The organism is Paracoccus saliphilus, assembly GCF_028553805.1.
Taxonomy (GTDB): domain Bacteria; phylum Pseudomonadota; class Alphaproteobacteria; order Rhodobacterales; family Rhodobacteraceae; genus Paracoccus; species Paracoccus saliphilus.
The window spans coordinates 589425-615693 of the sequence record NZ_CP067140.1 but is presented as its reverse complement, the minus strand read 5'-3'; the positions used below and the strand labels follow the sequence as shown (position 1 = coordinate 615693).

General features: G+C 61.3%; 25 protein-coding genes. 17 read left to right on the top strand and 8 right to left on the bottom strand.

Features of this window, described 5'->3' with window-relative positions:
- Positions 1-132 precede the first annotated feature (132 nt).
- Genes JHX88_RS02895 through JHX88_RS02885 form a run of 3 tightly spaced genes read left to right on the top strand, consistent with a single transcriptional unit; the run spans position 133 to position 3309 of the window.
- On the top strand, positions 133-1524 hold the full coding sequence (locus JHX88_RS02895) for a circularly permuted type 2 ATP-grasp protein (RefSeq protein WP_272848249.1): 1392 nt from the start codon (positions 133-135) through the stop codon (positions 1522-1524).
- Between the two features lie 15 nt (positions 1525-1539).
- Entirely contained in the window at positions 1540-2496 is a 957-nt protein-coding gene (locus tag JHX88_RS02890; protein WP_076522736.1) for an alpha-E domain-containing protein, read from the top strand.
- A 3-nt stretch (positions 2497-2499) separates the two neighbouring features.
- Entirely contained in the window at positions 2500-3309 is an 810-nt protein-coding gene (locus JHX88_RS02885) for a transglutaminase family protein (RefSeq protein WP_076522733.1), read from the top strand.
- Between the two features lie 182 nt (positions 3310-3491).
- Here the strand turns inward: JHX88_RS02885 and yghU are convergent, their stop codons facing one another.
- Positions 3492-4355: a glutathione-dependent disulfide-bond oxidoreductase gene (yghU, locus tag JHX88_RS02880; RefSeq protein WP_076522731.1), complete on the bottom strand. Its 864-nt coding sequence runs from the start codon at positions 4353-4355 to the stop codon at positions 3492-3494.
- A gap of 299 nt (positions 4356-4654) precedes the next feature.
- On the opposite strand from yghU, the gene JHX88_RS02875 reads away from it, so the two are divergent.
- A complete protein-coding gene (locus JHX88_RS02875; RefSeq protein ID WP_076522977.1) occupies positions 4655-6811 on the top strand; it encodes a malate synthase G in 2157 nt (718 codons plus the stop codon).
- Between the two features lie 119 nt (positions 6812-6930).
- Positions 6931-7596: an ankyrin repeat domain-containing protein gene (locus JHX88_RS02870; protein ID WP_084202765.1), complete on the top strand. Its 666-nt coding sequence runs from the start codon at positions 6931-6933 to the stop codon at positions 7594-7596.
- Between the two features lie 42 nt (positions 7597-7638).
- Here JHX88_RS02870 and cobT read toward each other — a convergent pair whose 3' ends face one another.
- The gene (gene cobT / locus JHX88_RS02865) at positions 7639-9507 is read right to left on the bottom strand and encodes a cobaltochelatase subunit CobT (protein WP_076522729.1); all 1869 of its coding nucleotides are present in this window, start codon (positions 9505-9507) and stop codon (positions 7639-7641) included.
- Positions 9508-9607: 100 nt separating this feature from the next.
- Positions 9608-10579, bottom strand: a complete 972-nt coding sequence (gene cobS / locus JHX88_RS02860) for a cobaltochelatase subunit CobS (protein ID WP_076522973.1) — start codon at positions 10577-10579, stop codon at positions 9608-9610.
- A gap of 242 nt (positions 10580-10821) precedes the next feature.
- Here cobS and JHX88_RS02855 point away from each other — a divergent pair, with 242 nt between their 5' ends.
- The 11 genes from JHX88_RS02855 to JHX88_RS02805 all read left to right on the top strand — a co-directional run bounded on the left by JHX88_RS02855 (position 10822) and on the right by JHX88_RS02805 (position 21234).
- Positions 10822-11376, top strand: a complete 555-nt coding sequence (locus JHX88_RS02855; protein WP_336389921.1) for a sigma-70 family RNA polymerase sigma factor — start codon at positions 10822-10824, stop codon at positions 11374-11376.
- The gene (locus tag JHX88_RS02850) at positions 11373-12080 is read left to right on the top strand and encodes an anti-sigma factor (protein WP_076522724.1); all 708 of its coding nucleotides are present in this window, start codon (positions 11373-11375) and stop codon (positions 12078-12080) included. Before JHX88_RS02855 ends, JHX88_RS02850 begins: the two co-directional genes overlap by 4 nt.
- 100 nt (positions 12081-12180) lie before the next feature.
- Positions 12181-12735, top strand: coding sequence for a fasciclin domain-containing protein (locus tag JHX88_RS02845; protein WP_076522722.1), 555 nt, complete (start codon positions 12181-12183; stop codon positions 12733-12735).
- A gap of 195 nt (positions 12736-12930) precedes the next feature.
- A complete protein-coding gene (locus tag JHX88_RS02840) occupies positions 12931-13935 on the top strand; it encodes a DUF808 domain-containing protein (RefSeq protein WP_076522720.1) in 1005 nt (334 codons plus the stop codon).
- 203 nt (positions 13936-14138) lie between these two features.
- Positions 14139-15458: a sn-glycerol-3-phosphate ABC transporter substrate-binding protein UgpB gene (gene ugpB, locus JHX88_RS02835; RefSeq protein ID WP_076522718.1), complete on the top strand. Its 1320-nt coding sequence runs from the start codon at positions 14139-14141 to the stop codon at positions 15456-15458.
- Between the two features lie 64 nt (positions 15459-15522).
- Positions 15523-16401, top strand: coding sequence for a sn-glycerol-3-phosphate ABC transporter permease UgpA (ugpA, locus tag JHX88_RS02830; RefSeq protein WP_076522716.1), 879 nt, complete (start codon positions 15523-15525; stop codon positions 16399-16401).
- The gene (ugpE, locus tag JHX88_RS02825; RefSeq protein ID WP_076522714.1) at positions 16401-17249 is read left to right on the top strand and encodes a sn-glycerol-3-phosphate ABC transporter permease UgpE; all 849 of its coding nucleotides are present in this window, start codon (positions 16401-16403) and stop codon (positions 17247-17249) included. The genes ugpA and ugpE overlap by 1 nt, the downstream gene beginning before the upstream one ends.
- A 1-nt stretch (position 17250) precedes the next feature.
- Positions 17251-18264 carry a sn-glycerol-3-phosphate import ATP-binding protein UgpC gene (locus JHX88_RS02820; protein ID WP_076522712.1) on the top strand — a complete coding sequence of 338 codons (1014 nt, stop codon included), beginning with the start codon at positions 17251-17253 and terminating at the stop codon, positions 18262-18264.
- 165 nt (positions 18265-18429) lie between these two features.
- Positions 18430-19515, top strand: coding sequence for a Hint domain-containing protein (locus JHX88_RS02815; RefSeq protein WP_272848168.1), 1086 nt, complete (start codon positions 18430-18432; stop codon positions 19513-19515).
- 298 nt (positions 19516-19813) lie between these two features.
- Positions 19814-20905, top strand: a complete 1092-nt coding sequence (locus JHX88_RS02810) for a M4 family metallopeptidase (RefSeq protein WP_076522710.1) — start codon at positions 19814-19816, stop codon at positions 20903-20905.
- Between the two features lie 44 nt (positions 20906-20949).
- Positions 20950-21234, top strand: coding sequence for a protealysin inhibitor emfourin (locus JHX88_RS02805; RefSeq protein ID WP_076522708.1), 285 nt, complete (start codon positions 20950-20952; stop codon positions 21232-21234).
- 10 nt (positions 21235-21244) lie between these two features.
- On the opposite strand, the gene JHX88_RS02800 is transcribed toward JHX88_RS02805, so the two are convergent.
- Positions 21245-22309, bottom strand: coding sequence for a DUF475 domain-containing protein (locus tag JHX88_RS02800; RefSeq protein ID WP_076522969.1), 1065 nt, complete (start codon positions 22307-22309; stop codon positions 21245-21247).
- A gap of 202 nt (positions 22310-22511) precedes the next feature.
- Here JHX88_RS02800 and JHX88_RS02795 point away from each other — a divergent pair, with 202 nt between their 5' ends.
- Positions 22512-23201 carry a DUF1045 domain-containing protein gene (locus JHX88_RS02795; protein WP_076522706.1) on the top strand — a complete coding sequence of 230 codons (690 nt, stop codon included), beginning with the start codon at positions 22512-22514 and terminating at the stop codon, positions 23199-23201.
- Here the strand turns inward: JHX88_RS02795 and JHX88_RS02790 are convergent.
- Genes JHX88_RS02790 through proC form a run of 4 tightly spaced genes read right to left on the bottom strand, consistent with a single transcriptional unit; the run spans position 23198 to position 26263 of the window.
- Entirely contained in the window at positions 23198-24160 is a 963-nt protein-coding gene (locus JHX88_RS02790) for a magnesium transporter CorA family protein (protein ID WP_076522704.1), read from the bottom strand. The genes JHX88_RS02795 and JHX88_RS02790 overlap by 4 nt on opposite strands.
- 11 nt (positions 24161-24171) lie before the next feature.
- Positions 24172-25119 (bottom strand): 2-hydroxyacid dehydrogenase, encoded by a 948-nt coding sequence (locus JHX88_RS02785; protein ID WP_076522702.1) that lies wholly within the window; start codon positions 25117-25119, stop codon positions 24172-24174.
- Positions 25119-25451, bottom strand: a complete 333-nt coding sequence (locus JHX88_RS02780) for a tRNA-binding protein (RefSeq protein WP_076522700.1) — start codon at positions 25449-25451, stop codon at positions 25119-25121. The genes JHX88_RS02785 and JHX88_RS02780 overlap by 1 nt, the downstream gene beginning before the upstream one ends.
- The gene (proC, locus tag JHX88_RS02775; RefSeq protein WP_076522699.1) at positions 25448-26263 is read right to left on the bottom strand and encodes a pyrroline-5-carboxylate reductase; all 816 of its coding nucleotides are present in this window, start codon (positions 26261-26263) and stop codon (positions 25448-25450) included. The genes JHX88_RS02780 and proC overlap by 4 nt, the downstream gene beginning before the upstream one ends.
- Positions 26264-26269 lie beyond the last annotated feature (6 nt).

Below are 26269 nucleotides of genomic sequence, written 5' to 3'. Positions count from 1 at the left end.
AAGGCGGGTTTTCGCACGGCGAAGACCTTTCCGCTATAGACTTCGCCGGATCTCTCTCCGATCATCAACCTTGGAATGCCCTTAAAGGGTCTGTGTCCGGAGTTCGGGGGAATCATGGTTTGCTATAACGAGATGTTCGAGGCTGAAGCCGTCCGCGAACCCTACGCACGCCTCAACGAATGGGTGAGAACTATGCCGGAAGAACTCCGGCAAATGAAACAGGCCGAAGCAGAGGCACTGTTCCGGCGCATCGGCATTACTTTTGCAGTGTATGGCGAAGGCGGCGATCCCGACCGGTTGATCCCCTTCGACATGATGCCCCGCGTCTTCGAGCAATCCGAATGGCGCAAGCTGGAACGCGGTATCAAGCAGCGCGCCCGCGCCCTGAACGCCTTTCTGCGCGATGTCTATGGACGAGGCGAAATCATCCGCGCGGGCCGTATCCCGGCGCGGCTGGTCTATCGGAACGAAGCCTATGAAAAAGCCGTCGTGGGCATCGTGCCCCCGCGTGGCGTCTATAGCCATATCATCGGCATCGATCTTGTCCGCACCGGCAAGGACGAGTTCTTCGTTCTCGAGGATAATTGCCGGACGCCGTCGGGCGTCAGCTACATGCTGGAAAACCGCGAGATCATGATGCGCATGTTCCCGCAACTTTTCCGCAACAACCGAATCGAACCGGTGGAGCAATATCCCGAATTGCTGCGCCGGACCCTGGAATCGGTGGCGCCCACGAAATGCGACAGCCGCCCGACCTGTGTGATCCTGACGCCGGGCCACTACAACAGCGCCTATTACGAGCACAGCTTTCTCGCCAACCTGATGGGCGTCGAACTGGTCGAGGGGCAGGATCTCTTCGTCGATGGCGAATTCGTCTATATGCGCACCACGCAGGGGCCAAAGCGCGTCGATGTCATCTATCGCCGGATCGACGACCCGTTTCTCGACCCACTTTGCTTCCGTCCCGATTCCATGCTGGGCATTCCGGGGCTAATGGATGTCTATCGCTCGGGGGGAGTGTCGATCTGCTCGGCCCCCGGCGCGGGCGTGGCCGATGACAAGGCAGTCTATACCTTCGTCCCCGAGATGATCCGCTTCTACCTTGGCGAAGAGCCGATGCTGAACAATGTCCAGACCTGGACGCTGTGGAAAGACGAGGATTACAAATATGTCATGGCCAACCTCCCCGATCTCGTAGTGAAGGAGGTTCACGGTTCTGGTGGTTACGGCATGCTGGTCGGACCAAAGGCCAGCAAGGAGGAAATCGAAACCTTCCGCAAGAAGATCGAGGCCAACCCCTCGAACTACATCGCCCAACCCACCCTGTCGCTCTCTACCTGCCCGACCTTCGTCGAAGAAGGAGTCGCACCGCGCCATGTCGATCTGCGCCCCTACTGTCTTTGCGGGGACCGTATCGAACTTGTACCGGGCGGCCTGACCCGTGTGGCGCTGCGCGAAGGCAGCCTTGTCGTCAACTCGTCTCAGGGCGGTGGCGTCAAGGACACCTGGGTCCTGTCGGAATAAAGGGAGGGATCAGAGATGCTCAGCCGCACCGCCTCCAACCTGTTCTGGATGGGCCGCCACCTGGAGCGCGCCGAAACCGCCGCCCGCCTGCTTGAAGTGGGCCAGCGCATCACGCTGCTGCCTAATACCGCGGTAGGATATCAGAACGAATGGAACTCGCTTTTACAGGCATCGGGTAATTCCGGCCTGTTTCAGCAGAAATACAGCGAAATCACGCAGGAGAATATCGAGGAGTTCACCTTCTTCGACCGGGATAACCCATCATCTGTCTATTCCTGCATCGAGAAGGCTCGCGAAAGTGGCCGGATCGTGCGCACGGCATTGACCAGCCAAGTCTGGGACGCGCTGAATGTCGCCTATCAGGAATTGCGCAAGATCGATAAAACGCCGAGAGCCAAGCTGGACACCGCGACACTCACCGATTTCACCACCAGCCATACCTCGACCGTGCGCGGAGCGATCAATGCCACGCAGCTTCGCAATGACGGTTGGCATTTCATGCATACCGGTTTCGGGCTGGAGCGCGCCGACGCCACTGCCCGGCTGCTGGACGTGAAATATTTCGTGCTGCTGCCCCGAATCGAGTTCGTAGGCTCTGGCCTCGATACCTATCAATGGATGGTGATCCTGCGCGCGCTGTCGGCACATCGCGCCTTTCACTGGGCTTACGGCGGCGACATCACCGCCGCGCGGGTAGCCGATTTCCTGATCCTGAACGGAGAAAGCCCGCGTTCGCTGATCACCTCGCTCTACGAAACGGTCTGGCATCTGGACGGGCTGGTCCGGCGCTATGGCGAGAACGCGCCCGCCACTGCCCGCAACCAGGCCCGCGCGACGCTGGACGCCCTACAGGCACGCGATATCGACACGATCTTCGACGAGGGGCTGCACGAATTCCTCAGCTGGTTCATAGGCGAGATCAGCGCCGTCTCGAACCTGGTGCACCAAGATTACCTGTTGGGAGGGTCGTGATCCATGAAACTGCGTATCTCGCATGAAACCGTCTATGGCTATGACCAGCCGATCCGCAACCTCGTGCAAAGCCTTCGCCTGACGCCCTCGATCTTCGAGGGGCAGAAAACTCATGACTGGCTGATCGAGATCCCGGACGGCATCCGGGGGCCGGGGTTCCGCGACGGCGCGGGCGACTGGATCGAGGGCTGGACCCTGCGTGGTCCGGCCGATGAGGCCACCGTGCGGATCACCGGCCATGTCGAAACCCGCGACACCGCAGGCGTGCTGCGCGGCCATCGCGAGATGATCCATCCGCTCGCCTATCTTCGCGACACTCGCGCCACAGCCCCGGATCAGGCGCTGCGCAAGCTGGCGCGATCGGTCACAACGCATGACGACGCGCTGGATCTGGGGCACAAGCTGTCGGCCACGATCAACGAAGTCATCGCCTTTCGCCCCGGTGTGACTCAGGCACAGACCACCGCCGCCGAGGCGCTTGCCCTGGGCGAAGGCGTTTGTCAGGATCATGCCCACGCGCTGATCACACTCGCCCGCCTGCACGATCTGCCCGCGCGCTATGTCTCGGGCTATCTGCACTCGACCCTCGACGGCCAAGCGCATGAATCTGCCCATGCATGGGCCGAAATTCATGTCGGCAATCTGGGCTGGGTCGGCTTCGACGCGGCGAATGGATGCTGCCCGGATGAGCGCTATGTCCGCCTTGGCTCCGGCCTGGATGCGATCGACGCCGCCCCGATCCGCGGAGTTGCGATGGGCAGCGGAGCAGAGAGGCTGGCAGTCACTGTGCAGGTGCAAGAGATGGCGCAATAGCCAGACACCATCCGCACCTCACCCGCGGCACGGGCGAGACAGCATTGGCTGATTTCAGGCAAGCGATCTACGTTCCAACAGTTCAAGCCCTACCACACCTGCAAGTTTTCTGGTGTGGTAGATGAAAATAGAGCTAGGTGCGGAAGATTATTCCGACCTATATAACAGATGGAATGCCGGCCCTACTCTGCCGGTCTCTGGGGCAGCTTGTCGAAATCCAAGGCGTCGTGCCGCTCGTCCATCTGTTCCCACGGCTCGCCGTTCCTGCGGTTGACGATCCGGCCACGCTGCACAGCGGGACGTTCCGCGATCTCGTCCGCCCAACGCCGCAGATGCTTGTATTCCGAGACATTCAGGAACTCACCCGCATCATATTGCTTGCCGAAAACCAGGTTCCCGTACCAGGGCCAAATCGCCATATCGGCAATGCTGTATTCCTCGCCGCCGATAAAACGGCGCTCGGCGAGCGTGCTGTCCAGAAGGTGCATCTGCCGCTTGGCCTCCATGGTGAAGCGGTCGATGGGATATTGCATCGGATAGGGTGCGTAAGCATAGAAATGCCCGAAGCCACCACCCAGATAGGGCGCCGAGCCCTGCAGCCAGAACAACCAGTTCATCGCCTCTGTCCGGGCGGCATGGTCGCGCGGCAGGAAGCGACCGAACTTGTCGGCCAGATACAGCAGGATATGGCCGGATTCGAAGACCCGGACGGGTTGATCACCCGAACGATCCACCATCGCGGGAATCTTGGAGTTCGGATTGGCAGCAACAAAACCCGAAGAGAACTGATCGCTGTCGCCGATCTTGATCAGCCATGCGTCATATTCCGCGCCACTCTCACCGGCGGCGAGAAGCTCCTCCAGCAGGATCGTGACCTTCTGCCCGTTGGGCGTGGCAAGCGAATAAAGCTGGAACGGATGTTTGCCGACCGGCAGGTCCCGATCGAACTGCGCGCCGGAGGTGGGCCGGTTGATGCCCGCCCAATCGCCGCCATTCTCTGCATCCCAGGTCCAGACCTTGGGTGGCTGATATTGCGTATCGTTCATGATGTGACCTCCTGAGGGGGATGCCCGAGACATAGGGAACCCGGCACGGTTGTGCAATTCGGAATTGCGGAGAATGCAAGAACCCGGATCGTCCCCCCCTTTTTGGGGGCCTCCTCGTTCATTCTGGAAAATTTTTCCTGAAATCTCTTGGAAGTGATCACGGCTTGGCTTAGCTCGGGTTTGAGTTTCGGTCTGCGACGGTATACCGAAACACCAGACACCAGCGGAATCGCCGAAACGGCACAGATATGCGGCCCCCAATGGCCAGTGCCGATTACCCAGACAGAAGGTCCGAGAAGATGAAAGCCACATATATCCAACGCCACGGTTTGGAGGTCGATCAGGCTTTCGCCCACTTCATCGAAGAGCAGGTCCTGCCGGGAACAGATATCGATGCGGATCACTTCTGGTCGGGCTATGCCGAATTGCTGGATGGCTTCACTGCAGAAAACAGGGCCCTGTTAACCCGGCGAGACGAATTGCAGGCGGTCATCGACGAATGGCACAAGGCACGCGGCAATCAACCATGGGATGCGGCGGCCTATCGGGCCTTCCTGACAGAAATCGGCTATCTGGTTCCTCAGCCCGCGCCTTTCAGCATCGAAAATGGGGCGATAGATCCTGAGATCGCCAGCATTGCCGGACCGCAACTGGTCGTGCCGGTCAGCAATGCCCGCTTTGCCCTGAACGCGGCCAATGCGCGTTGGGGTTCGCTTTACGATGCGCTTTACGGGACCGATGTGATGGGGCCGCCCCCGGCAGGTGGCGGAATCGATCCGGCTCGCCGCGATGCCGTGGTGGCACGGGCGGCACAATTCCTGGACGAGACATTCCCGCTGGAATCGGGCAGCCATTCCGGGGTCACGGCTTATCGGGCCGATGCAAGCGGGCTGGTCGCGCTGGTTGACGGGACCGAGGTCAGGCTGGCCGCCCCTTCGGCATTCATCGGCACCCGGCAGGAGGGCAAGGATACCGCCCATGTATTGCGCCATCACCGGCTGCATGTCGAGTTGGTTGTCAATCCCGATCATCCGATCGGGGCGGCCTCGGCTTCGGGCCTGCGCGATGTCGTGATCGAGGCCGCGCTGACCGCAATCCAGGATTGCGAGGACAGCGTCGCCGCCGTCGATGCCGAAGACAAGATCGGGGTTTACGCCAACTGGCTGGGGCTGATGAAAGGCGATCTGGCCGAGACATTCGAGAAAGGCGGCAAGAGCATGACCCGCCGACTGGCCGATGACCGCGAATTGACGCGGCCTGATGGCAGCCTGATCTCACTGCCGGGGCGGGCCCTGCTGCTGGTGCGCAATGTCGGCCTGCTGATGAATACCGATGTGGTGCGCCGGAACGGCGAGGACACGCCCGAGGGGCTGATGGACGCGATGGTAACCATCGCCTGCGCCCTGCATGACCTGAAGCGGGGCGAAGGCCCGCGCAACAGCCGTGCGGGCTCTATCTATGTGGTCAAGCCGAAGCTGCATGGCCCTGACGAGGCCGCCTTCACCGACCGCGTCTTTACCCATGTCGAGAAGGTCATGGGCCTGCCTGCCAATACCGTCAAGCTGGGACTGATGGACGAAGAGCGGCGGACCTCGGCCAATCTCGCCGCCTGCATTCACGCGATCCGCAATCGGGTGGTATTCATCAACACGGGCTTCCTCGACCGCACCGGGGACGAAATCCATACTTCGATGCAGGTCGGTGCCTTTGTCGGGCGCGAGGGAATGCGGAAATCCGCGTGGCTGCAGGCCTACGAGGATGGGAATGTGCTGATCGGGCTGGCCTGCGGAATGCGCGGCAAGGGACAGATCGGCAAGGGCATGTGGGCCAAGCCCGACGCCATGGCCGAAATGCTGGAGGCCAAGATCGGCCATCCAATGGCGGGCGCGAATACTGCGTGGGTCCCAAGCCCGACCGCCGCAACCTTGCATGCACTGCACTACCACAAGGTCGATGTGGCCGCGCGACAGCAAGAACTGGCGGGCGAACCGATGCCCGATCCCGACCTGCTGCTGACCCCTGCCCTGATTGGCGCCACACCAATGGCGCGCGACGAAATCCTGCGCGAGGTGGACAATAGCTGCCAGGGTATCCTTGGCTATGTCGTGCGTTGGGTCGATCAGGGGATCGGCTGCTCCAAGGTGCCGGATGTCGATGATGTCGCCCTGATGGAGGACCGCGCCACCTGCCGGATCAGTGCGCAATACATGGCAAACTGGTTGGAACAGCGGCTGATCAGCCGCGAGGAGGTCGAGGACGCACTTCGCCGCATGGCCGTCAAGGTCGATGGGCAGAATGCGGGCGATCCAGCCTATATTCCCATGGCGCCGAAATTCGACGGCCCGGCCTTCGCAGCGGCGCAGAACCTGATCTTCGACGGTGCGAACCAGCCTTCGGGATACACTGAACCGGCGCTGCATGCCCGAAGGAAAGAGGCCAAGGCGCTGCGCGGCTGAATAGCACGCTGCAGAAAATGCGGACCGCCCGCTTTCAACCTACACCGGGCGCGCTGGTCCCGGTTGCCAGAACCTGCCCCCTGTTGCACTGTCGAGGCAGAGCAACAGGCGAGACGGTCATGCAACGGCTTTGGGGTATCATCACTCTCCTCACGCTGATGCTGGCCGTCTTGCCATTCGCAGCAAGGGGTCAGGATATGGGTGATTGGTTCAAGGCCGCGGCATCCGGCGATATCGCGGCCATTCAGGCCGAATTGACGCAAGGAACCGATATCGATCTGCGCAACACCAAGGGCGAGACCGCGCTACTGGTAGCGACACGCCACAACCGAGTCGAGGCGGTAAGGTTGCTGATCGAGGCCGGGGCGGATGTGAATGCCCAGGACGATATACTCGACAGCGCCTATCTCTATGCCGGGGCGAGCGGCTATCTTGAGATCCTGGAAATGACACTGGCGCATGGTGCCGACCTGGCCAGCACCAACCGCTTTGACGGCACGGCACTGATCCCGGCGGCAGAGCGCGGTCATGTCGAAACCGTTGCCCGGCTGATCGAGGCCGGGGTGGATATCGACCATGTCAACAAGCTTGGCTGGACCGCGCTTCTGGAAGCGATCATCCTGTCGGATGGCGGTACACGTCACCAGCAGATCGTCGATCTTCTCATCCGGGCCGGTGCGAATGTGAACCTTCCCGACGGCGATGGCGTCTCACCGCTGCAACATGCCCGCAATCGCGGTTACGACCAAATCGAGGCATTGCTGCTGGCCGCTGGCGCAAGCTGATCCCGAAAACTCACCGAGGCCCCGCCGCACCAGGGAGGCAGATCACGCCCGGCGCAGCGACGACATTCCCATCACCCGGGCGCGCTTGCGCGGATCGCTGTCGAACAGTGCCGCCAGTTGCTCGGTGATCGCGCCCGCCAGTTGCTCGGCATCGGTGATCGTCACCGCGCGCTCGTAATAGCGGGTCACATCATGGCCTATCCCGATGGCCAGAAGCTCGACTGCCTTCTTGCGCTCGACCATGGCGATCACGTCGCGCAAATGTTTTTCCAGGTAATTCGCCGGGTTCACCGACAGCGTCGAATCATCGACCGGCGCCCCGTCCGAGATCACCATCAGGATCTTGCGCGCCTCGGGGCGTTTGACCAGCCGCTTATGCGCCCATTCCAACGCTTCGCCATCGATGTTTTCCTTCAGCAAGCCCTCTTTCATCATCAGCCCCAGATTGGGCCGCACCCGCCGCCATGGCGCATCGGCGGGCTTGTAGATGATGTGGCGCAGATCGTTCAACCGCCCCGGCGCCGAAGGCCGTCCGGCCTGCAACCACGCCTCGCGCGCCTGTCCGCCCTTCCATGCCCGCGTGGTAAAGCCGAGGATCTCGACCTTGACGCTGCAACGTTCGAGTGTGCGCGCCAGCACATCGGCGCAGATCGCCGCGATCGAGATCGGACGCCCCCGCATCGAGCCGGAATTATCCAGAAGCAGGGTCACCACCGTGTCGCGGAACTCCATGTCCTTCTCGACCTTGAAGCTCAGAGGCGTGGTCGGATTCGCAACCACCCGAGCCAAGCGCCCGGCATCCAGAACTCCCTCTTCCTTGTCGAATTCCCATGACCGGTTCTGCTGTGCCTGCAAGCGCCGCTGCAGCTTGTTCGCCAATCGGCTGACCGCGCCGCGCAGGGGTTCAAGCTGCTTATCCAGATAGGCCCGCAACCGTTCCAGTTCCGCCGGGTCAGCTAGGTCATCAGCACGAATTTCCTCGTCCCATTGCTGGCTGAATACCTTGTATTCAGGCGATGCCTCACTGACCGGTGGCGGGATGTCAGGAGGCGACTCGGCCTCGGGCATCTCGGCCTCTTCGGTCATCTGCTCATCGGACTGATCGTCCATGCTGACCTGCGCCTGCCGCTCGTCCTGCTGCTGCTCCTGGCTGTTTTCGGGAGAAGCCTCGGCATCCTCGCTGTCATCCTGGTCGCGGGACTGGTTGTCGCCGGCCTCTTCGTCCTGCTCGGCGTTTTCTTCGGCATCGTCCTCTTCGGGCTCGTCCGGATCCTCGCCCAGCTGGTCACCATAGCCCAGATCACTGATGACCCGGCGCGCCAGCCGCGCGAAGGCGGCCTGATCTGCCAGAACCTCGTTCACATCATCAAGCGTATCCCCGGCCTGCTGCTCGACAAAGGGCCGCCAGAGATCCGCGACATGTTGCGCGCCCCCGGGCAAGGGCCGCCCGGTCGCCGCCTGCCGCAGGATATAACCCGCCGCCACCGATAACGGCGCATCAGAAGCAGCCTTGATCTGCGAATAGCCTTTCTTCTCGGCATCCGCACCGATCTTGGCGTCGATATTCGACAGCGCGCCGGGCATGTCGCGCGCGCCCAGAGCCTCGCAGCGGGCGGTCTCCATCGCCTCGTAAAGCTCGCGCGCCATCGGCCCTGCAGGGGCAAATTTGGCATGGGTTCCGGCATCGTGGTGCCGCATCCGCATCGCGAGCGCATCGGCGGTGCCCCGCGCCAGAAGCACCTCGTCCCGTGCCATCCGGCGGCTGATCTGGGGCAACCGCATCGTATCGCCCGAAACCCCGGCGGGGTCGGCGCTGAAAGTGACGTTCAACTCGTGCTGATCGGACAGCGTCCGGGTGGCCTCGGTCAGGGCCTTCTTGAACGGATCCGCGGGGTTGTCGGAGTTCTTCATCTTCTATCCATACTCCTCCCGGTCAATCGAGTCGAACCCACGCCGTGGCGCGGTGACCCGTTAGTCCTGCCTGCCCGCCTGAATCGGTGGGCAAACCATGTCACCCCGCCATTGCCGCCGCGCTTTCCGGCAGTTCCTCGTCGAACAGGCGCTGATAGAACTCGGCCACGGTCTGGCGCTCCAGTTCGTCGCATTTGTTCAGGAAGGTCAGGCGGAAGGCATAGCCAACATTGTCGAAGATCCGGGCGTTCTGCGCCCATGTGATCACCGTGCGCGGCGACATCACCGTCGACAGGTCCCCCTGCATGAAGGCGGTCCGGGTCAGGTCGGCCAGCGTGACCATCTGGCTGATCACCTTGCGGCCCTTTTCGTTATTGTAGTTCGGATTCTTGGCCAGCACGATGGCGGCTTCGGCGTCATGTGACAGGTAGTTCAGCGTCGAGACCAGCGACCAGCGGTCCATCTGACCCTGGTTGATCTGTTGCGTGCCATGATACAGCCCGGTCGTATCGCCCAGCCCCACCGTGTTCGATGTCGCGAACAGCCGGAAAGAGGGGTTCGGCGTGATGACCTCGTTCTGGTCCAGAAGGGTCAGCTTGCCATCGGCCTCTAGCACACGCTGGATCACGAACATCACATCGGCGCGGCCCGCGTCATATTCGTCGAAGACGATGGCGGTCGGGTTGCGCAGCGCCCAAGGCAGGATGCCCTCGTGGAACACCGTCACCTGCTTGCCATCGACCAGCTTGATCGCATCCTTGCCGATCAGATCGATCCGCGACACGTGGCTGTCGAGGTTCACCCGCACGCAGGGCCAGTTCAGGCGCGCCGCGATTTGCTCGATATGGGTGGATTTACCGGTGCCGTGATAGCCTTGGATCATCACCCGACGGTTATAGGCAAAGCCCGCCAGAATCGCCAAGGTCGTGTCCGGGTCGAATTTATAGGTGCTGTCGATATCGGGCACACGATCGCTACCCTCCGCAAAACCCTTTACCTTCATGTCGCTGTCCAGACCGAACACCTCGCGCAGGTCGATCTCTTCGGTGGGTTTGGCGTTCACATCCAACATCATTTGCCCCTTTCCTCGCATCCGCGCCTTGATTGCGCATTCATTCGCCGGGTGCAAGCACGAGGAGAGGGCATATCACCCGAAGCCATGGATTCCAGCAAGGATTTACCACCGGCCCCGTGATCTCTTTCGGAAGGGGATCAGAGGATAATCGCATGCCTCGTCTTGGCCGTTGTCGCGTTGACGCTGCATTCAGCTCTCAATAAGGTCGGCGCCAACCGCATCCCAAACCGAGGCCACGCGTGAAGGACTCCACCAAAAATCAATTGGAAGAGATGATCGCACGCACGGCCCTTGGGGATCGTGACGCTTTCGCGATGCTTTACGAAGCGACCTCATCCAAATTGCATGCCATCTGCGTCTCGGTGCTGAAGGATCGTCCCGAAGCGGAAGAGACGCTGCAAGAGGTCTATATCAAGATCTGGCAAGGGGCGGGCCGCTATGCGTCGAACGGCCTGTCCCCGATGACATGGCTGATCACCATCGCCCGCAATCGCGCCATCGACCGCCTGCGTGCCCGCACATCGCGCCCCGTGACCTTTCCCTCCGATGAGGCGGAAACACTTCCTTCGAGCGAACCGGGTCCCGAAGCCGCCACGATCCGCACGCAAGAACGCAAGCTGTTGGATAATTGCCTAGCAGAACTTGGCAAAGATCAGGCAGAGGCAGTTCGTGCCATCTACCTGGAAGGCCAGACTTACGCCGATCTTGCCGCCCGCCTGGACAAGCCGATCAACACCGTCCGCAGTTGGCTGCGCCGCAGCCTGATGCGCCTCAAGGACTGTGTCAGCCAATGACAGAAGAGACCCCGCTCACCCCGGAACAAGAAGACGACGCTTTGGCGGCAGAGCTGGCGCTCGGCCTGTTGGAAGGCGAGGAGGCGCAGGCTGCCGTGGCGCGTCTGTCCGAGGATCCGGCCTTCGCACAGAATGTCCGCGACTGGCAGGAACACCTCGCCGGCATGGCCGAGGGAATGACCCCGGTGATGGCGCCCGCCCGTGCATGGCAGGGAATCCGCGAAAGGCTGGGGCATATCGCCGCGCCGCTGACCGAGGATCCGACCAAGGCGCTTCCATGGTGGCGCGGGCCTTTGGGTGTATTGGCGGGTTTGGTTGCTGTTGCCGCCATCGCCGTGTTCCTGTGGCTCCCCGGATCGATGCAGGACACAGCCGGTCCCGGCTATCGGGCCGAACTCGTCTCGGAAGACGAGGCGCTTCGCATCGCCGCCCTCCTCGAAAACCGCGAAATCGAGATCACGCTGGAACAGGGAGCCGCGGCGGATGATCGCGATTTCGAAATCTGGTGGATAGAGTCCGATGGCTCCGCCCCCGTCTCTCTTGGGCTGATCCCCCCCTCTGGCAGTACCCGCGTAGGGTTGCCCGAAGACGCAACGCCCGGCGAAAACGTGCAAATTGCGATCTCGGATGAACCGAAAGGCGGATCACCCTCAGGCGAGGCAACCGGACCGATTCTGGCAATCGCGAGCCTCACACGTTTGTGAACATCGTCATGTCGGGAAGAGCGCAACTTTTCCCCTCACCCTCCGTGTCTAGAGGCACAGGGCGCGATGGGCGCGCCTTCTCGTAACGGAGAATGAACCTATGAAACTCGTAAATACCCTCGGCGCAACCGCGCTTGCTCTTGCGATCGGAGGAACGGCAATGGCCGCCAATACCATGGTTGGCGGAGCCGAGATGTTCCCGGATCGCAACATTGTCGAGAACGCCGTGAACTCCGCCGATCACACCACCCTGGTCGAGGCAGTGAAAGCCGCCGGTCTCGCCGAGACCCTGATGGGAGAAGGTCCGTTCACCGTGTTCGCGCCAACCAACGCCGCTTTTGAAAAACTGCCCAAAGAGGCCGTGGCCGACCTGCTCAAACCGGAAAACAAGGAGCAACTGGCCACGGTTCTTTCCTGTCATGTCATCGCGGCCGATGCGATGTCCCCGGCCATCGGACAGATGATAAAGGACGATGGTGGCGCACATCCGGTGAAAACCCTTGGTGGTTGCGAACTGACAGCCTCCATCGGCACGAATAACGAATTGCTGCTAACCGACGAGAACGGCACGGTTGCAACCGTCACCATTCCCGATGTCGATCAGTCGAACGGCGTGATCCATGTCATCGACACGGTGATGCTGCCCAAGATGTGATCGGACGACCTTTCCCTCATCATATCTATCACTTGCCTATAGGCCCGCGCGAATACAAACGAGCGGGCCTTTTCTGGCGGTATGATTGCTGAAAATTGCAACTCGGACGAGCAGCCGGTACGGAACAGGCCTTGAACAACCGGCCCATTCGGCATTCACATATGGCCAAGGCAACAAACCGGATCGAGGGAACACATGAGCGGGCTGATTGCGCTTCTGGACGATGTCGCGAGTATTTCGAAAGTCGCGGCGGCATCGGTCGATGACATCGCGGGCCAGGCTGCCAAGGCCGGGGCCAAGGCTGCTGGCGCGGTCATCGACGACGCGGCTGTGACGCCGAAATATGTGCATGGTTTCGATGCCAGCCGCGAGCTTCCCATCGTCTGGAAAATCGCACGCGGGTCCATCCTCAACAAGCTGCTGATCCTTCTGCCCGTGGCGCTGCTCCTCTCGGCCTTCGCGCCATGGCTGATCGCGCCGCTGCTGATGCTTGGCGGTAGCTATCTGTGCTTCGAGGGTGCCGAGAAGGTAGCCCATGCCTTCGGCCACGGGCACGAGCATGACAGCGAACAGCATACCCATCCCGAAAGCGAGGGCGCCGCACTGGAAGAGCAGCGGGTGGCAGGTGCGATCAAGACCGATTTCATCCTCTCGGCCGAGATCATGACCATCGCGCTTTCGACCATCCCGGCAGAGGACTCGCTGCTTGCGAAGGCACTGATCCTCGCCGTGGTCGCGGTCGGCATCACGGTCGCTGTCTACGGTTTCGTCGCGCTGATCGTGAAGGCCGACGATGTCGGCGTCCACCTTGCGACCGAGCGTCGCGGGGCCATCGCCGCATTCGGGCGGGGAATCGTCAAGTTCATGCCGGGTTTCATGAAAGCGCTGACCATCGTCGGTACCGCCGCGATGATCTGGGTCGGCGGGCAGATCATCCTGCACGGGCTGGGCGAGATGGGCTGGCACGCTCCCTATGACTGGGTGCATCACATGGCCGAGGCCGCTGCCCATGCCCTGCCACAGATTTCCGGGCTGGCCGAATGGACCACCACGGCTTTCCTCGATGGCGTGGTTGGCCTGATCCTCGGCCTGATCCTGATCCCGATCGTCGAAAAGGTGCTCAATCCGATCCTTTCGGTAACGATCGTACCATTGATCGGGACCGCGAAGCGATTGTTCGGCGGGACCGAGCAAAACTGAACCGGCGTGTTCGTCCGGCTTTCTTCACCTCCCTGCGTGGAACATTGGGGAACATTGCCGAGCATTTTCGCGCATCTGGCGGCTCGAAACCGTTGACCGGCTGGTCAAAGACTGTCACATTTCACTCACAATAATGTTGCGCCTTCGTCACAACCGCCGGTTAGGTCCGGCTGCGAACCGCAACTCCATGGGGAGGAAAATAAATGTTTCGACTTTGCACCGCATCTGCGGTGGCGTTGGCTGCTTCGCTGACCGCCGCACATGCCAAGACCGATATCCAGTGGTGGCACGCCATGGGCGGCGAGCTGGGCTCCAAGCTTGAAGAAATCGTTCAGGGCTTCAATGAAAGCCAGGACGAATACAATGTCATCCCGTCCTACAAAGGCACCTATCCCGAAACCATGACGGCGGCGATCGCGGCATTCCGGGCCGAGGAACAGCCCGCCATCGTGCAGGTCTTCGAGGTCGGCACCGGCACGATGATGGCAGCCGAAGGCGCCATCGTTCCCGTGCACCAGTTGATGGAAGAACAGGGCGCGAATTTCGACCCGTCCGCCTTCCTGCCCGCCGTCGTGGGTTACTACACCGACACTGACGACAACATGCTGTCCATGCCGTTCAACAGCTCGACCCCGATCCTGTATTACAACAAGGACGTGTTCGAGAAGGCCGGCCTTGATCCCGAAACGCCGCCCAAGACCTGGGGCGAGATGGAAGAATTTTCCAACAAGATCATCGAATCCGGCGCAGCATCCTGTGGTTTCACGACCGGTTGGGTCAGCTGGATTCAGGTCGAGAATTTCAGCGCCTGGCACAACCAGCCCATCGGCACCGAGCAGAATGGCTTCGGCGGCCCGCAGGCACGGCTGAGCGTGAACGGTCCGGCGCAGGTGAAGCATTGGGAAAACCTGAATAGATGGGCCGATGAAGGAATCTTCGAATATGGCGGGCCGGTCGGCGGCGACGACGCTCCCCCCAAGTTCTATTCTCAGGAATGCGCGATGATCATGAACAGCTCGGCCAGCCGGGCGGGCGTGATCGCGAATGCCACGGATTTCGAACTGGGTTACGGCATGCTGCCCTATTACGACGATGTCGAGGGCGCACCGCAGAACTCGATCATCGGCGGGGCCACGCTCTGGGTGCTGTCGGGCCGCCCGGACGAGGAATATGCCGGGGCCGCAAAATTCTTCGAATATCTCTCCAGCCCCGAGGTTCAGGCCGACTGGCACCAGTTCTCGGGCTACCTGCCGATCACGCAGGCGGCCTATGACTTGGGCAAGGAGCAGGGCTATTACGAAGAGAACCCGGGCTCCGAGGTGGGGCTTCAGCAGATCACGCTGAACGAGCCGACCGAGAACTCCAAGGGTCTGCGCTTCGGCAATTACGTCCAGATCCGCGGCATCATCGACGAGGAATTCGAGCAGATGCTGGGCGGAGACAAGGACGCCCAAGGCGCGCTGGACAGCCTGGTCGAACGCGGCAACACGCTTCTGGAAGAGTTCGAAGCCCAGAGCCAGTAACCATACATATTTCGGGGGCCGCGGCGGATCGCGGCCCCCGTTTCCCTTTTCGACCGGGCCCCCGATGAAGCGCACGATCTTCAACAACCAGTTGCTCCCCTGGCTCTTGCTGGCGCCGCAGCTTGCAATCACCTTCATCTTCTTCATCTGGCCAGCCGGTCAGGCCATCCGGCAAAGTTTCCTTCGCGAAGACGCTTTCGGTATCAACTCCAGCTTTGTAGGTCTGAGGAATTTCCACGGGCTGCTGGACAGCGCCCAATACCTGAACTCGATGAAGGTCACGGTAATCTTCGCCGTCTCGGTCACCGTGGTATCGATGGGGGTGGCGCTGCTGCTCGCCGTCGCGGTGGATCGGATGCTGCGCAGCTCGCGCGTCTACACGACGCTTCTGGTCTGGCCCTATGCGGTCGCCCCTGCTGTCGCCGGTATCCTGTGGTGGTTCATCTTCAACCCGACCGTCGGTATCATGCCCTATATCCTCGACGTGATCGGCTATGACTGGAACCACAACCGCTCGAAAACCGACGCGATGATCCTTGTCGTCATCGCCAGCGCATGGAAGCAGATCAGCTATAACTTCCTGTTCTTCGTCGCCGGTCTTCAGGCCATCCCGGCCAGCCTGCGCGAAGCGGCCGCCATCGATGGCGCGGGTCCGGTGCGGCGCTTCTTCGACATCACCTTCCCGCTTTTGTCACCCACAACCTTCTTCCTGCTGGTCGTGAATATCGTCTACGCCATGTTCGAGACCTTCGCGGTCATCGACTCCACCACCGGAGGCGGCCCGGCGCAGGCCACCAATATCATGGTCTACAAGGTCTATTTCGACGGCTTCATCGGCCAGAACCTGGGCAGCTCGGCCGCGCAATCCGTGATCCTGATGATGATCGTCATCGCCTTGACGGTCATCCAGTTCCGCTATGTCGAGAAAAGGGTGGAATACTGATGATCGAGAACCGCCCCGGCCTGTCCTTCCTCGCCCACCTGGTGCTGATCGCCGGCGTCGTGATCGTCGCCCTGCCTGTATGGGTAGCCTTCGTCGCCTCGACCCGCGGCGCGACCGATTTCATGTCCGGCACCATCCCGATGTGGCCCGGCCCACATCTGATCGAGAATTACCGTACGATGCTGGATACCGGGCTGTCGACCAGCGGCACGCCGCCCGTCGGGTTGATGATGTTCAACAGCCTTGTGATGGCGCTCTCCATCGCCATCGGCAAGATCGCCATTTCGATGCTCTCGGCCTTCGCCATCGTCTATTTCCGCTTTCCCTTCCGTGGGCTGGCCTTCTGGTGCATCTTCATCACCCTGATGCTGCCGGTCGAGGTCCGCATCGTGCCCAGTTTCCAGGTCGTCGCCGGGCTGGGGCTGCTGAACTCTTATGCCGGCCTGTCGCTGCCGCTGATCGCCTCGGCCACAGCGACCTTCCTGTTCCGGCAGGTCTTCATGACCATCCCGGACGAGCTGACCGAGGCCGCCCGCATCGACGGCGCCGGGCCGATGAAATTCTTCCGCGACATCCTGCTGCCGCTGTCGCGCACCAACATGGCAGCGCTGTTCGTCATCCTGTTCATCTATGGCTGGAACCAGTATCTCTGGCCGCTGCTCATCACCACCGACGCGCAGTATTACACCATCGTCGCCGGCATCAAGCGCATGGCCGACGTGGTGGACGGCCTGCCCCAATGGCACCTGGTCATGGCGACCGCCATCCTGGCGATGCTTCCACCCGTGGCGGTGGTCATCGGCATGCAGCGACTGTTCGTCAAAGGCCTTGTCGAGACGGAGAAATAAATTGGCATCGATCACGCTTGATAATCTCGGCAAGGTCTATCCCGGCGGCACCCGCGCCGTGGGGGACGTGAATATCGACATCGCGGATGGCGAGTTCATCGTGCTGGTCGGCCCCTCGGGCTGCGGAAAATCCACGCTTCTGCGCATGGTTGCCGGGCTGGAATCCATCACCGAGGGTGAGGTTCGCATCGGTGATCGCGTCGTCAACAAGATCGAACCCGCCGACCGCGACATCGCCATGGTGTTCCAGAACTACGCGCTTTACCCGCATATGTCGGTGCGCCAGAACCTCGCCTACGGGCTGAAGAACCGCGGCACCTCGAAAGCCGAGATCGAGCGCCGCGTGAACGAGGCCGCCGAGATCCTGCAGATCGGCCCTTTCCTCGACCGCAAGCCCCGCGCCCTGTCGGGCGGGCAACGCCAGCGCGTCGCCATGGGCCGCGCCATTACCCGCGAACCGGCGGCCTTCCTGTTCGACGAGCCCTTGTCCAATCTCGACGCCAAGCTGCGCGTGGCCATGCGACTCGAGATCAAGGACCTGCAGAAGCGCCTGCGCACGACCTCGATCTACGTCACCCATGACCAGCTCGAGGCGATGACGCTGGCCGACCGCCTCGTGGTGCTGAACGGTGGCCGGATCGAACAGATCGGCACTCCGCTGGATGTCTATCGCCGCCCGGCCTCGACCTTCGTGGCAAGTTTCATCGGCAGCCCGGCGATGAACCTGCTCGACGCAAAGGCTGTGCCACACCTGCCTGGCACAGCCCATGCCGGCACCATCGGCATCCGCCCCGAGGATCTGTCCGTCGCCGAGGATGGGCCAATCGAGATGAACGTGATGGCGGTGGAAGAACTTGGCGCGCAACGCCTGGTGCATGGCCGGACCGGCGGCGAGGCGATCACCATCGCACTGCCCTCGGACGCCCCGCTCAGCGATACGCTGAAGCTGGGTTTCGACCGCAAGAACCTGCATCTGTTCAACCGGGAGAACGGGAACAGGGTCGAACCCGGCTGATCCGGTTTTGCACTACATGAATCGAAGTTAGTTTTGCCATCTGTTCCACATTCGGAACAGATGGCCTTGCTCTTTTGAGGAAGGGGTATTTCGAATCATCCCGTTAACCATGTTTATCCGTGGAGCAGGCGCTTCGTCGGCAGTTCAGAGTTAGAGGGGTTAGTTATGGCAGAGTATACTTTTTGGGCCATTTACGAAGGTAACGTAACTTGGCTATCCCATCAGGGTCAGAACGGGGATGACTTCACAGCCCATAGACATTTCAGAATTGACGACATCTCGAATTTTGTACAGATCACGATTTCCGATGACGACGCGACGCTACACGACTACGCCTATGGTCGGTCGGACAGTCAATATCTGTCGGAAGCTGGCAAGAACGTCTGGTCGCTCGGATATAAAGAGGTTCCCGAACTTGGAAATGCCGGAATATACAAGATAAGCGACCAGGCAATCAATTACGGTTACATCACTTTCTCCAATCTGGATCCCAAACTTCTTGAAGAAGGCAAGACATACTCCTTGAACGATGTCATGTCTCCCGGCGGAGTCTGGTATGGCGACACATTGAATGGTCATGCGCCTGACATCGCCTATTCCGATCTTTTCGGTGCGGGCGAAGACTCCATCATCTGCTTCACCGCCAACACCCTGATCGAAACCAGCGAGGGCAACAAACCGGTCGAGGAACTCCAGCCCGGCGACATGATCGCTACCATGGATGACGGCTACCAACCCATCCGCTGGATCGGCTCGACCAAACGCGACGCTATCGATCTTGCCCGCAATCCGAAGCTGCGCCCAATCCGCATCTCCGCAGGCGCGCTTGGCAACGGCCTTCCAAAGCAGGACCTGATGGTCAGCCGCCAGCACCGGGTTCTCGTCAGGTCAAAAATCGCGCAGCGCATATTCGGCACCGATGAAATCCTGATTCCCGCCATCAAGCTGGTCGGCATGAACGGCATAGGAATCGCCGAGGATATCGAGGATGTGACCTATTTCCACATCCTGTTCGACAGGCATCAGGTGATCTTCTCCGAGGATGCGCCGACCGAAAGCCTGTTCACCGGGCCGGAAGCCCTGAAAAGCATGTCTCCCGCCGCCGCGCAGGAAATCAGAACCTTGTTCCCGGAAATCACCGAGCCGGATTTCATCGCCGAACCCATCCGCCCAATTCCCGGGAAGGGTATCATGATGAAGCAACTGGTCGAGCGGCACAGGAAGAATGGCATTTCTCTCCTGAACGGCTGATCACTTCGGAAATGTCGCCTCGCGCGAGGGCGGCCCTTCGGGTCGCCCTTCAATTTTCCCAAAGCTTACCACGGACCCACAATCACCGCGCAACGCACGCTGCCTGTGTACGCCCTGTGTACAGGCTGTGTACGCCTTTTGCACGGGCTGTGCAGCCGAAAACCCAGCAATTGCAGGCTGATTTCCGCCCGCGTTGCGCCGTGGTGCTGTTGCAACGCACGCTACCGTTGCGCGCAGTGTTTTCATCCCCGCCCGATCGGCTCTAGACTGGCCCGAGACGTCAGACCGGAGCCCTCTCATGTGCCTTTCGCTGCCCGCATGCACCCATCACCCAATCAACTGCATCGTCCCGCCCCACATGCTGCGCGTGCTGGCCCTGCGCGGCGACGCACAAACCTCGCGCATGGCTCGCAGCCTGTTGAAACAAACGGAAAAACTACGCGATGAGCGGGAAGAACACGTCACCCCGACCCCGCCGATCCGCCCCGACGCCCTCGCCGGCCCCGCACTGGATGAGGCCGGGGATATCTGCTGCCCAGACCGCCGCATCCATGACGGCGAATACAAGGCCGCCCTGCCGGGCAAGCTGGTGCGCAGCGAAGGCGACGCTCCCACCGGCATCGAGGACGCCGATCTCGCCTATGACGGCGCGGGCCAGGTGTTCTCGCTCTTTGCCGAGGAATACGGCCGCAATTCCCTGGACGGCGCAGGCATGCCGCTGATCGCCACCGTCCATCACCGCCGCAACTACAACAACGCTTTCTGGGACGGCAACCAGATGGCCTATGGCACCGGAGATGGCAAGGTTTTCAAGACCTTCCTCGAGCTTTCGGTGATCGGCCACGAGATGGCGCACGGCATCATCCAGCATTCCGGCGGGCTGATATACGAGAACCAATCGGGTGCGCTGAACGAAAGCATCGCCGATGTCTTCGGCAGCCTCACCTTGCAGCGCAGCCTTGGCCAGCAGGTGCATGAAGCCGATTGGCTGGTCGGGCGCGGCATCCTTGGCCCCGGTATCAACGGCGTGGCCCTGCGTAGCATGAAGGCGCCCGGCACCGCCTATTCCGACGATCTGCTGGGGCAGGATCCGCAGCCATGGCATATGGACGGCTTTGTCTCGACCACCGAGGACAATGGCGGCGTGCATATCAATTCGGGCATTCCGAACCACGCTTTCTACTTGTTCTGCAGCTATTTGGGCGGAAACTCGTGGGAATTGCCGGGGCGCGTCTGGTATCGCGCGCTGGAACGGCTGAACAACCCGATGGCCTCCTTCGCCGAATGGGCCGATCAGACCCTTCAGGCCGCGACCGAGATCTCCGGTTTGGGCAGCCATGAGGCGGCCATGCTGCGCCGGGCGTGGAAACTTGTCGGAATCAGCATCTAGGCCTACATTCGCCTGATTGGCGGTTAATTGGCGGATGGGTGATCATGATCATCGAAATCGACGCGGAAGGCGGCTTTGGCGGCATCGCCGCCGCGGCCCTGCACAAGCGGGTCGATGTGGACGCACAGGCCGAACCGATGCGGCAAGAGCTGAATAATGCTTTCGGAACAAGGGAATTGCAGCGCCTGGCCGCGCAGGATTGCAGCGATTGCGCCGACCGCATGACCTATCGCATCACGGTATCGGTCGAAGGCCGTCGCAGCCGCAGCTTCACCCTCCGCGAGGGCCAGATCCCGCCTGAAATGCTGGACCTGATCGACCGGATGTGATCGGCGTGGATCAGGTGTTTTCTGTCTCGGCCCTGTGCTTCTTGTTCCAGAGAATCGAACTGACGAAGGCCGTAGCGATGAAACCTGCACCCAACAGGCCGGTGACGACTTCGGGCAAATGCCACATGGTCTGACCGAACATGATGATCGACAGCGTCAGGATCGACCAGAAGGCGCCATGTTCCAGGTAACGGAACTCGGCCAGCGTCCCGCGTTCGACCAGCATCACCGTCATCGAGCGCACATACATCGCTCCGATGCCGAGGCCGATGGCAATCAGGAACAGGTTCTGCGTCAACGCAAAGGCTCCGATCACCCCATCGAAACTGAACGAGGCATCCAGCACCTCCAGATACAGGAAGCCGCCCAGCCCGACCTGGGCGGTGCTGCGGGTGGCACTGGAGCTCGACTTGCCCCATTTATCCAGAAGATGGCCCAGTGCATCGACGGCAAGGAAAGTCACGATCCCGCACATCGCGCTGAACATGAACAGTTTCTCGTCGCGCACCGGCAGAAGCCAGACGAAGAACAGGATAAAGATCAACACGAAGCCGACCTCCATCCCGCGCACCGATCCGCACCTCCGCAGGAAACGCTCCAGCTTGCCGATCCAGTCCACCTGTTTCGACTGGTCGAAGAAAAAGCTGAGCGCGACCAGCATCAGGAAAGCCCCGCCGAATGCCGCAATGGGCAGATGCGCATCTCTGATCAGATCGGCATATTGCGCGGGATCGGTTGCAGCCAGCTTGACCGCGGCAATAGGCCCGATCTTGGCCGCGATCACCACGATCAGCAATGGAAACACGATTCGCATACCGAATACGGCGATCAGGATACCCCAGGTCAGGAAACGCCGCTGCCATGCAGGAGTCATTTCCTTCAGCTTGTTGGCGTTGACGATGGCGTTGTCGAATGAAAGCGAGATTTCCAGCACCGCCAGCACGGCGGCGATCAGCAGAAAGGACAGCGCCCCACCCGTCGTCCCCGAAAACTCCCAGCCCAGATAACCGGCCAGCACGATCCCCAAAACGGTCACGACCAATGGCCAGAAGAGGTAGGAGAGAGAAGAGCGCATCGAAAAGACCTCGCTGATGGTTTGGGTTGAGATAGGACGCAGACGGTCTGACAGCAAGGTGATGTTACGAATTGGTCCCGAAGCCAGCATATTCGGGCCACCCGGTTCGAATATGCCGCCCGGAAGAGTTCTGATATGGTCATTCGAGCCAGGCTCGTGCAGGTTCTTCGCGAACCGAGGGCGATGCAGGGAAAGGCCTGGTATGAGCAACTGGAAACGCTATGCGATCTATTACACGGCAACCGGTGCGCTGGCGGAATTCGGCGCGTCCTGGTTGGGCTGGGATATCGCCTCGGGCCGGGACCACGTCCATTTCCGGATTGCGGACATGCCGGCGGACTGGATCGCCCGGACAACGTCTACGCCTCGCCGCTATGGCTTTCACGCGACTCTGAAACCACCCTTCGCGCTTGCCCCCGGCAGCAGTGAAACCGCGTTGAGAACCGATCTGGCCGCCCTGGCAGAGGACCAATCTGCCATCGCGATTCCCGGTGGATTACGGCTAGCCGTTCTGGACGGGTTTCCGGCATTGATATGCGCGGACTATGCCCCCCTGACCGCATTTGCCGCGCGCCTTGTCAGCGAGCCTGACAGCCATCGCGCGCCATTGACCGAAGCCGACCGGGCGCGACGAAACCCCGACCGGCTTTCACCCCGGCAACGCGACAACCTGGATCGATGGGGCTATCCTTGGGTCATGGAGGAGTTCCGGTTCCACATGACATTGGGAAACCGCCTGACCGCACCTGATGCCGAACTGGTTCTTGAAACGCTCCGCCCGCGGCTTGCCCCATTGCTGTCCGACCCGCATGTGATCGACGCGGTGACGCTGGCCGGAGAGGACATGGAGGGGCGGTTTCACATGATCGAACGGTTTCCACTGGCAGGTTAAAGCCAGTTCTTCCACCGCAGGAACAACCAGATCCCGACAGCCGTGCCGACCATCAGCCCGATGGCCATCGGATAGCCCCATGGCTGGTTCAATTCGGGCATATTGGTAAAGTTCATTCCATAGATGCTTGCGATCAGCGTCGGCGGCAGGAAAAGCGCGGCCACGACCGACAACACGCGAACGGTATTGTTCTGCTGCAGATTGATCATGCCAAGCGTCGTGTCCACCGTCAGGCTGACCCGCGAGGACAGGAAATCCGCATGCACCTCGAGCGCCTGCACATCGCGAAACTGCGAGCGGATCACCGGCCGCAATTTTTCCGTTTCGGGCCGCTCGTCGATGATGGCAGTGTAAAAGGCGAGGATACGCTCGATCGTCAGAAGCCCAAGGCGCACTCGCGCCAGCAACTCGGCCTCGTGCCCGACCCGGCGCAGGGCTTCTTGTAATCGATCCGAACCCGAACTGCTGGCACGCGGCTCGAAAATCCCCGACATCGTATCGTCCAGAACCCGGCCAGATCCCTCGAGAATATCGGCAAGCCGGGCGATGATTTCCTCTACTAGGCCCACGAACAGCCGGTCGGGGGTGCCGCATCCAAGCGTCGAGCGTTCGCCCCGATCCGGGAAAGTCAGGAATGGTCGCGGCGAATGATGGCGCACTGTCACCAGGCGTTGCGCGGACAGGATAAAGCTGACAGGCATCGCCGAGCGTTCGCCATCCGCTCGCTCGCCGGGTAGAACGGCGGTCATGTAATCCAGCCCGTCCTCGCGATAGAGCCGGTTCGAGATCTCGATCTCTTCCATGTCGGCAAGGCTGGGAATGGGAACGCCTATCGCCCGCAGGCTGTCGATCTCTGCGTCACTGGGCTGAATCAGGTCGATCCACATCGCCTGTTCCAGATCGGCATCCTTCTCCAGCCGCACCATCCGACCGTTGCGGGTGATATAGGCGTAAAGCATCGGCGGTTCCTTCAGCTGACCAGATCGCCCGGAGATTGCCCCTCTGCGAAGGCAACCAGATTCGCGAGTGCACGCATCGCCATATCGGTCCGCACCTCGTCCGTGGCCGTCCCCAGATGCGGCAGCAGCGTGGCATTCGGAGCATCGATCAACGCCCGAGGCACCTGCGGCTCGCGTTCATAGACATCCAGTCCAGCGCCCGCGATCACGCCATCGTTCAGGGCGGAAATCAACGCCGCCTCCTCTACCACATCACCGCGGGCAATGTTGATCAGATAGGATTTGTCACCCAAAGCCTCCAGTTCCGGCTTGCCGATCATGTGGCGCGTCCCCGCCCCGCCCGGCACCGCCACCACGGCGACATCGCAAGCTTGCAGCATCTCATGCAATCCCGGCATCTGCCGCGCCGGCACATCCAGCGCAGAGACGGTCGAGCGATTGTGGAACACCACCCGCATGCCGAAACCCAGATGGCACCGCCGGGCGATGGCCTTGCCGATCCGGCCCATGCCGATGATGCCCACGGTCCGCCCAGAGACGTTCCCGCCCAGAAGCTGCGTCGGGTTCCAGCCGGTCCATTGTCCCGCCCTGACCAGCCTCTCGCCCTCGCTGGCGCGGCGCATGGTCATCAGGATCAGCGTCATGGCGATATCGGCGGTGGCGTCGGTCACGACATCGGGCGTATTGGTGACGGTCACCCCGGCCGCCTTCGCCGCTGCCACGTCGATATGATTATATCCCGCCCCGAAATTGGCCAGAACCCGGCAACGGAGATCGCCTTCGAAAGCCTTGGCCGTGAAAGTGTCCCCCAAGGTTGGAATGATCGCGTCATAGTCCCGCATCGCCGCTGCAGCCTCGTCCTCGGTCAGCGGGGTATTGTCGCGGAAATCCGTCTCGAACCGCGCCTCCAGCGCGGTTGTCGCGGTTTCGGTCATCGGCCGTGTCACCAAGAGTTTCATCAATAGAGCCTCCCCCCGTTCGGCACCTCGAGATCGGGCCGGATCAATACCACTTCGCTATCACTGTCGGGCACCCCCAGCACCAGCACCTCGGACATGACCGGCCCGATCTGGCGTGGCGGAAAATTCACCACGCAGAGCACCTGCTTGCCGATAAGCTGTTCCGGCTGATAATGCCGGGTGATCTGGGCCGAGGATTTACGCTCACCCAATTCACCCAGATCCAGCCACAGCTTGATGGCGGGCTTGCGCGCCTCGGGGAACGGCTCTGCGCGGGTGATGGTCGCGACGCGGATATCGACCTTCAGGAAATCGTCGAAACTGATCGTCATTTCGCGCCTTTCCCCAATTCGCGCCCCCGTTCGGTCGCCGCCGCGACGGTTCGCACCATCAGTGGCGGCAGGCCCGCCTCGGCATCCATCAGCACCTTCAGCCCCGCGGCGGTCGTTCCCCCCGGAGAGGTCACATTCTCGCGCAGCGCCGCCGGATCCTCATCTGCATCGATGGCCAGTGCCCCTGCCCCGGCGACGGTCATCCTTGCCAGTTCCAGGGCAAGGGCCGGGGCCAGTCCCTGCGCCTCGCCCGCCTTGGCCATCGCCTCGATCATGTGAAAGACATAAGCCGGGCCGCTACCGGACAGGCCGGTCACAGCGTCCATCTGGTCCTCGTTTTCCAGGCGCACCACGCGCCCGACCGCACTCATCAGGGACTCGGCCAGATCGAGATGCGCCGCAGTGGTGACCCCGTTGCCGATGATCGCCGAAATCCCCTTCCCGATTGCCGCAGGCGTGTTCGGCATCACCCGAACGATAGCAGCACCCGGGAAAGCCGCCTCGAAAGTGGCGATCGTCGTTCCCGCCGCGACCGAAACGACCAGCGTGTCGGTCAGCTTCGGTATTTCTCCCAACGCGTCGGCCATCATCTGAGGCTTGACCGCCAGTATCAACACCGCCGGATCATCGGGCAGTGGCACGTTCACACGCAGCCCCTTGTCCTGCCATTCGGGCGCCAGTTTCGGATCGATCACCGTGACTGCGCCGGGCTGCAAGCCCCGCGCCAGCCAGCCCCGCAACATCGCGCCGCCCATCCGGCCGCAGCCGACCAGTACCAGGCCACGTGCGTTGATATCGTCGAAATCACTCATCCGCTC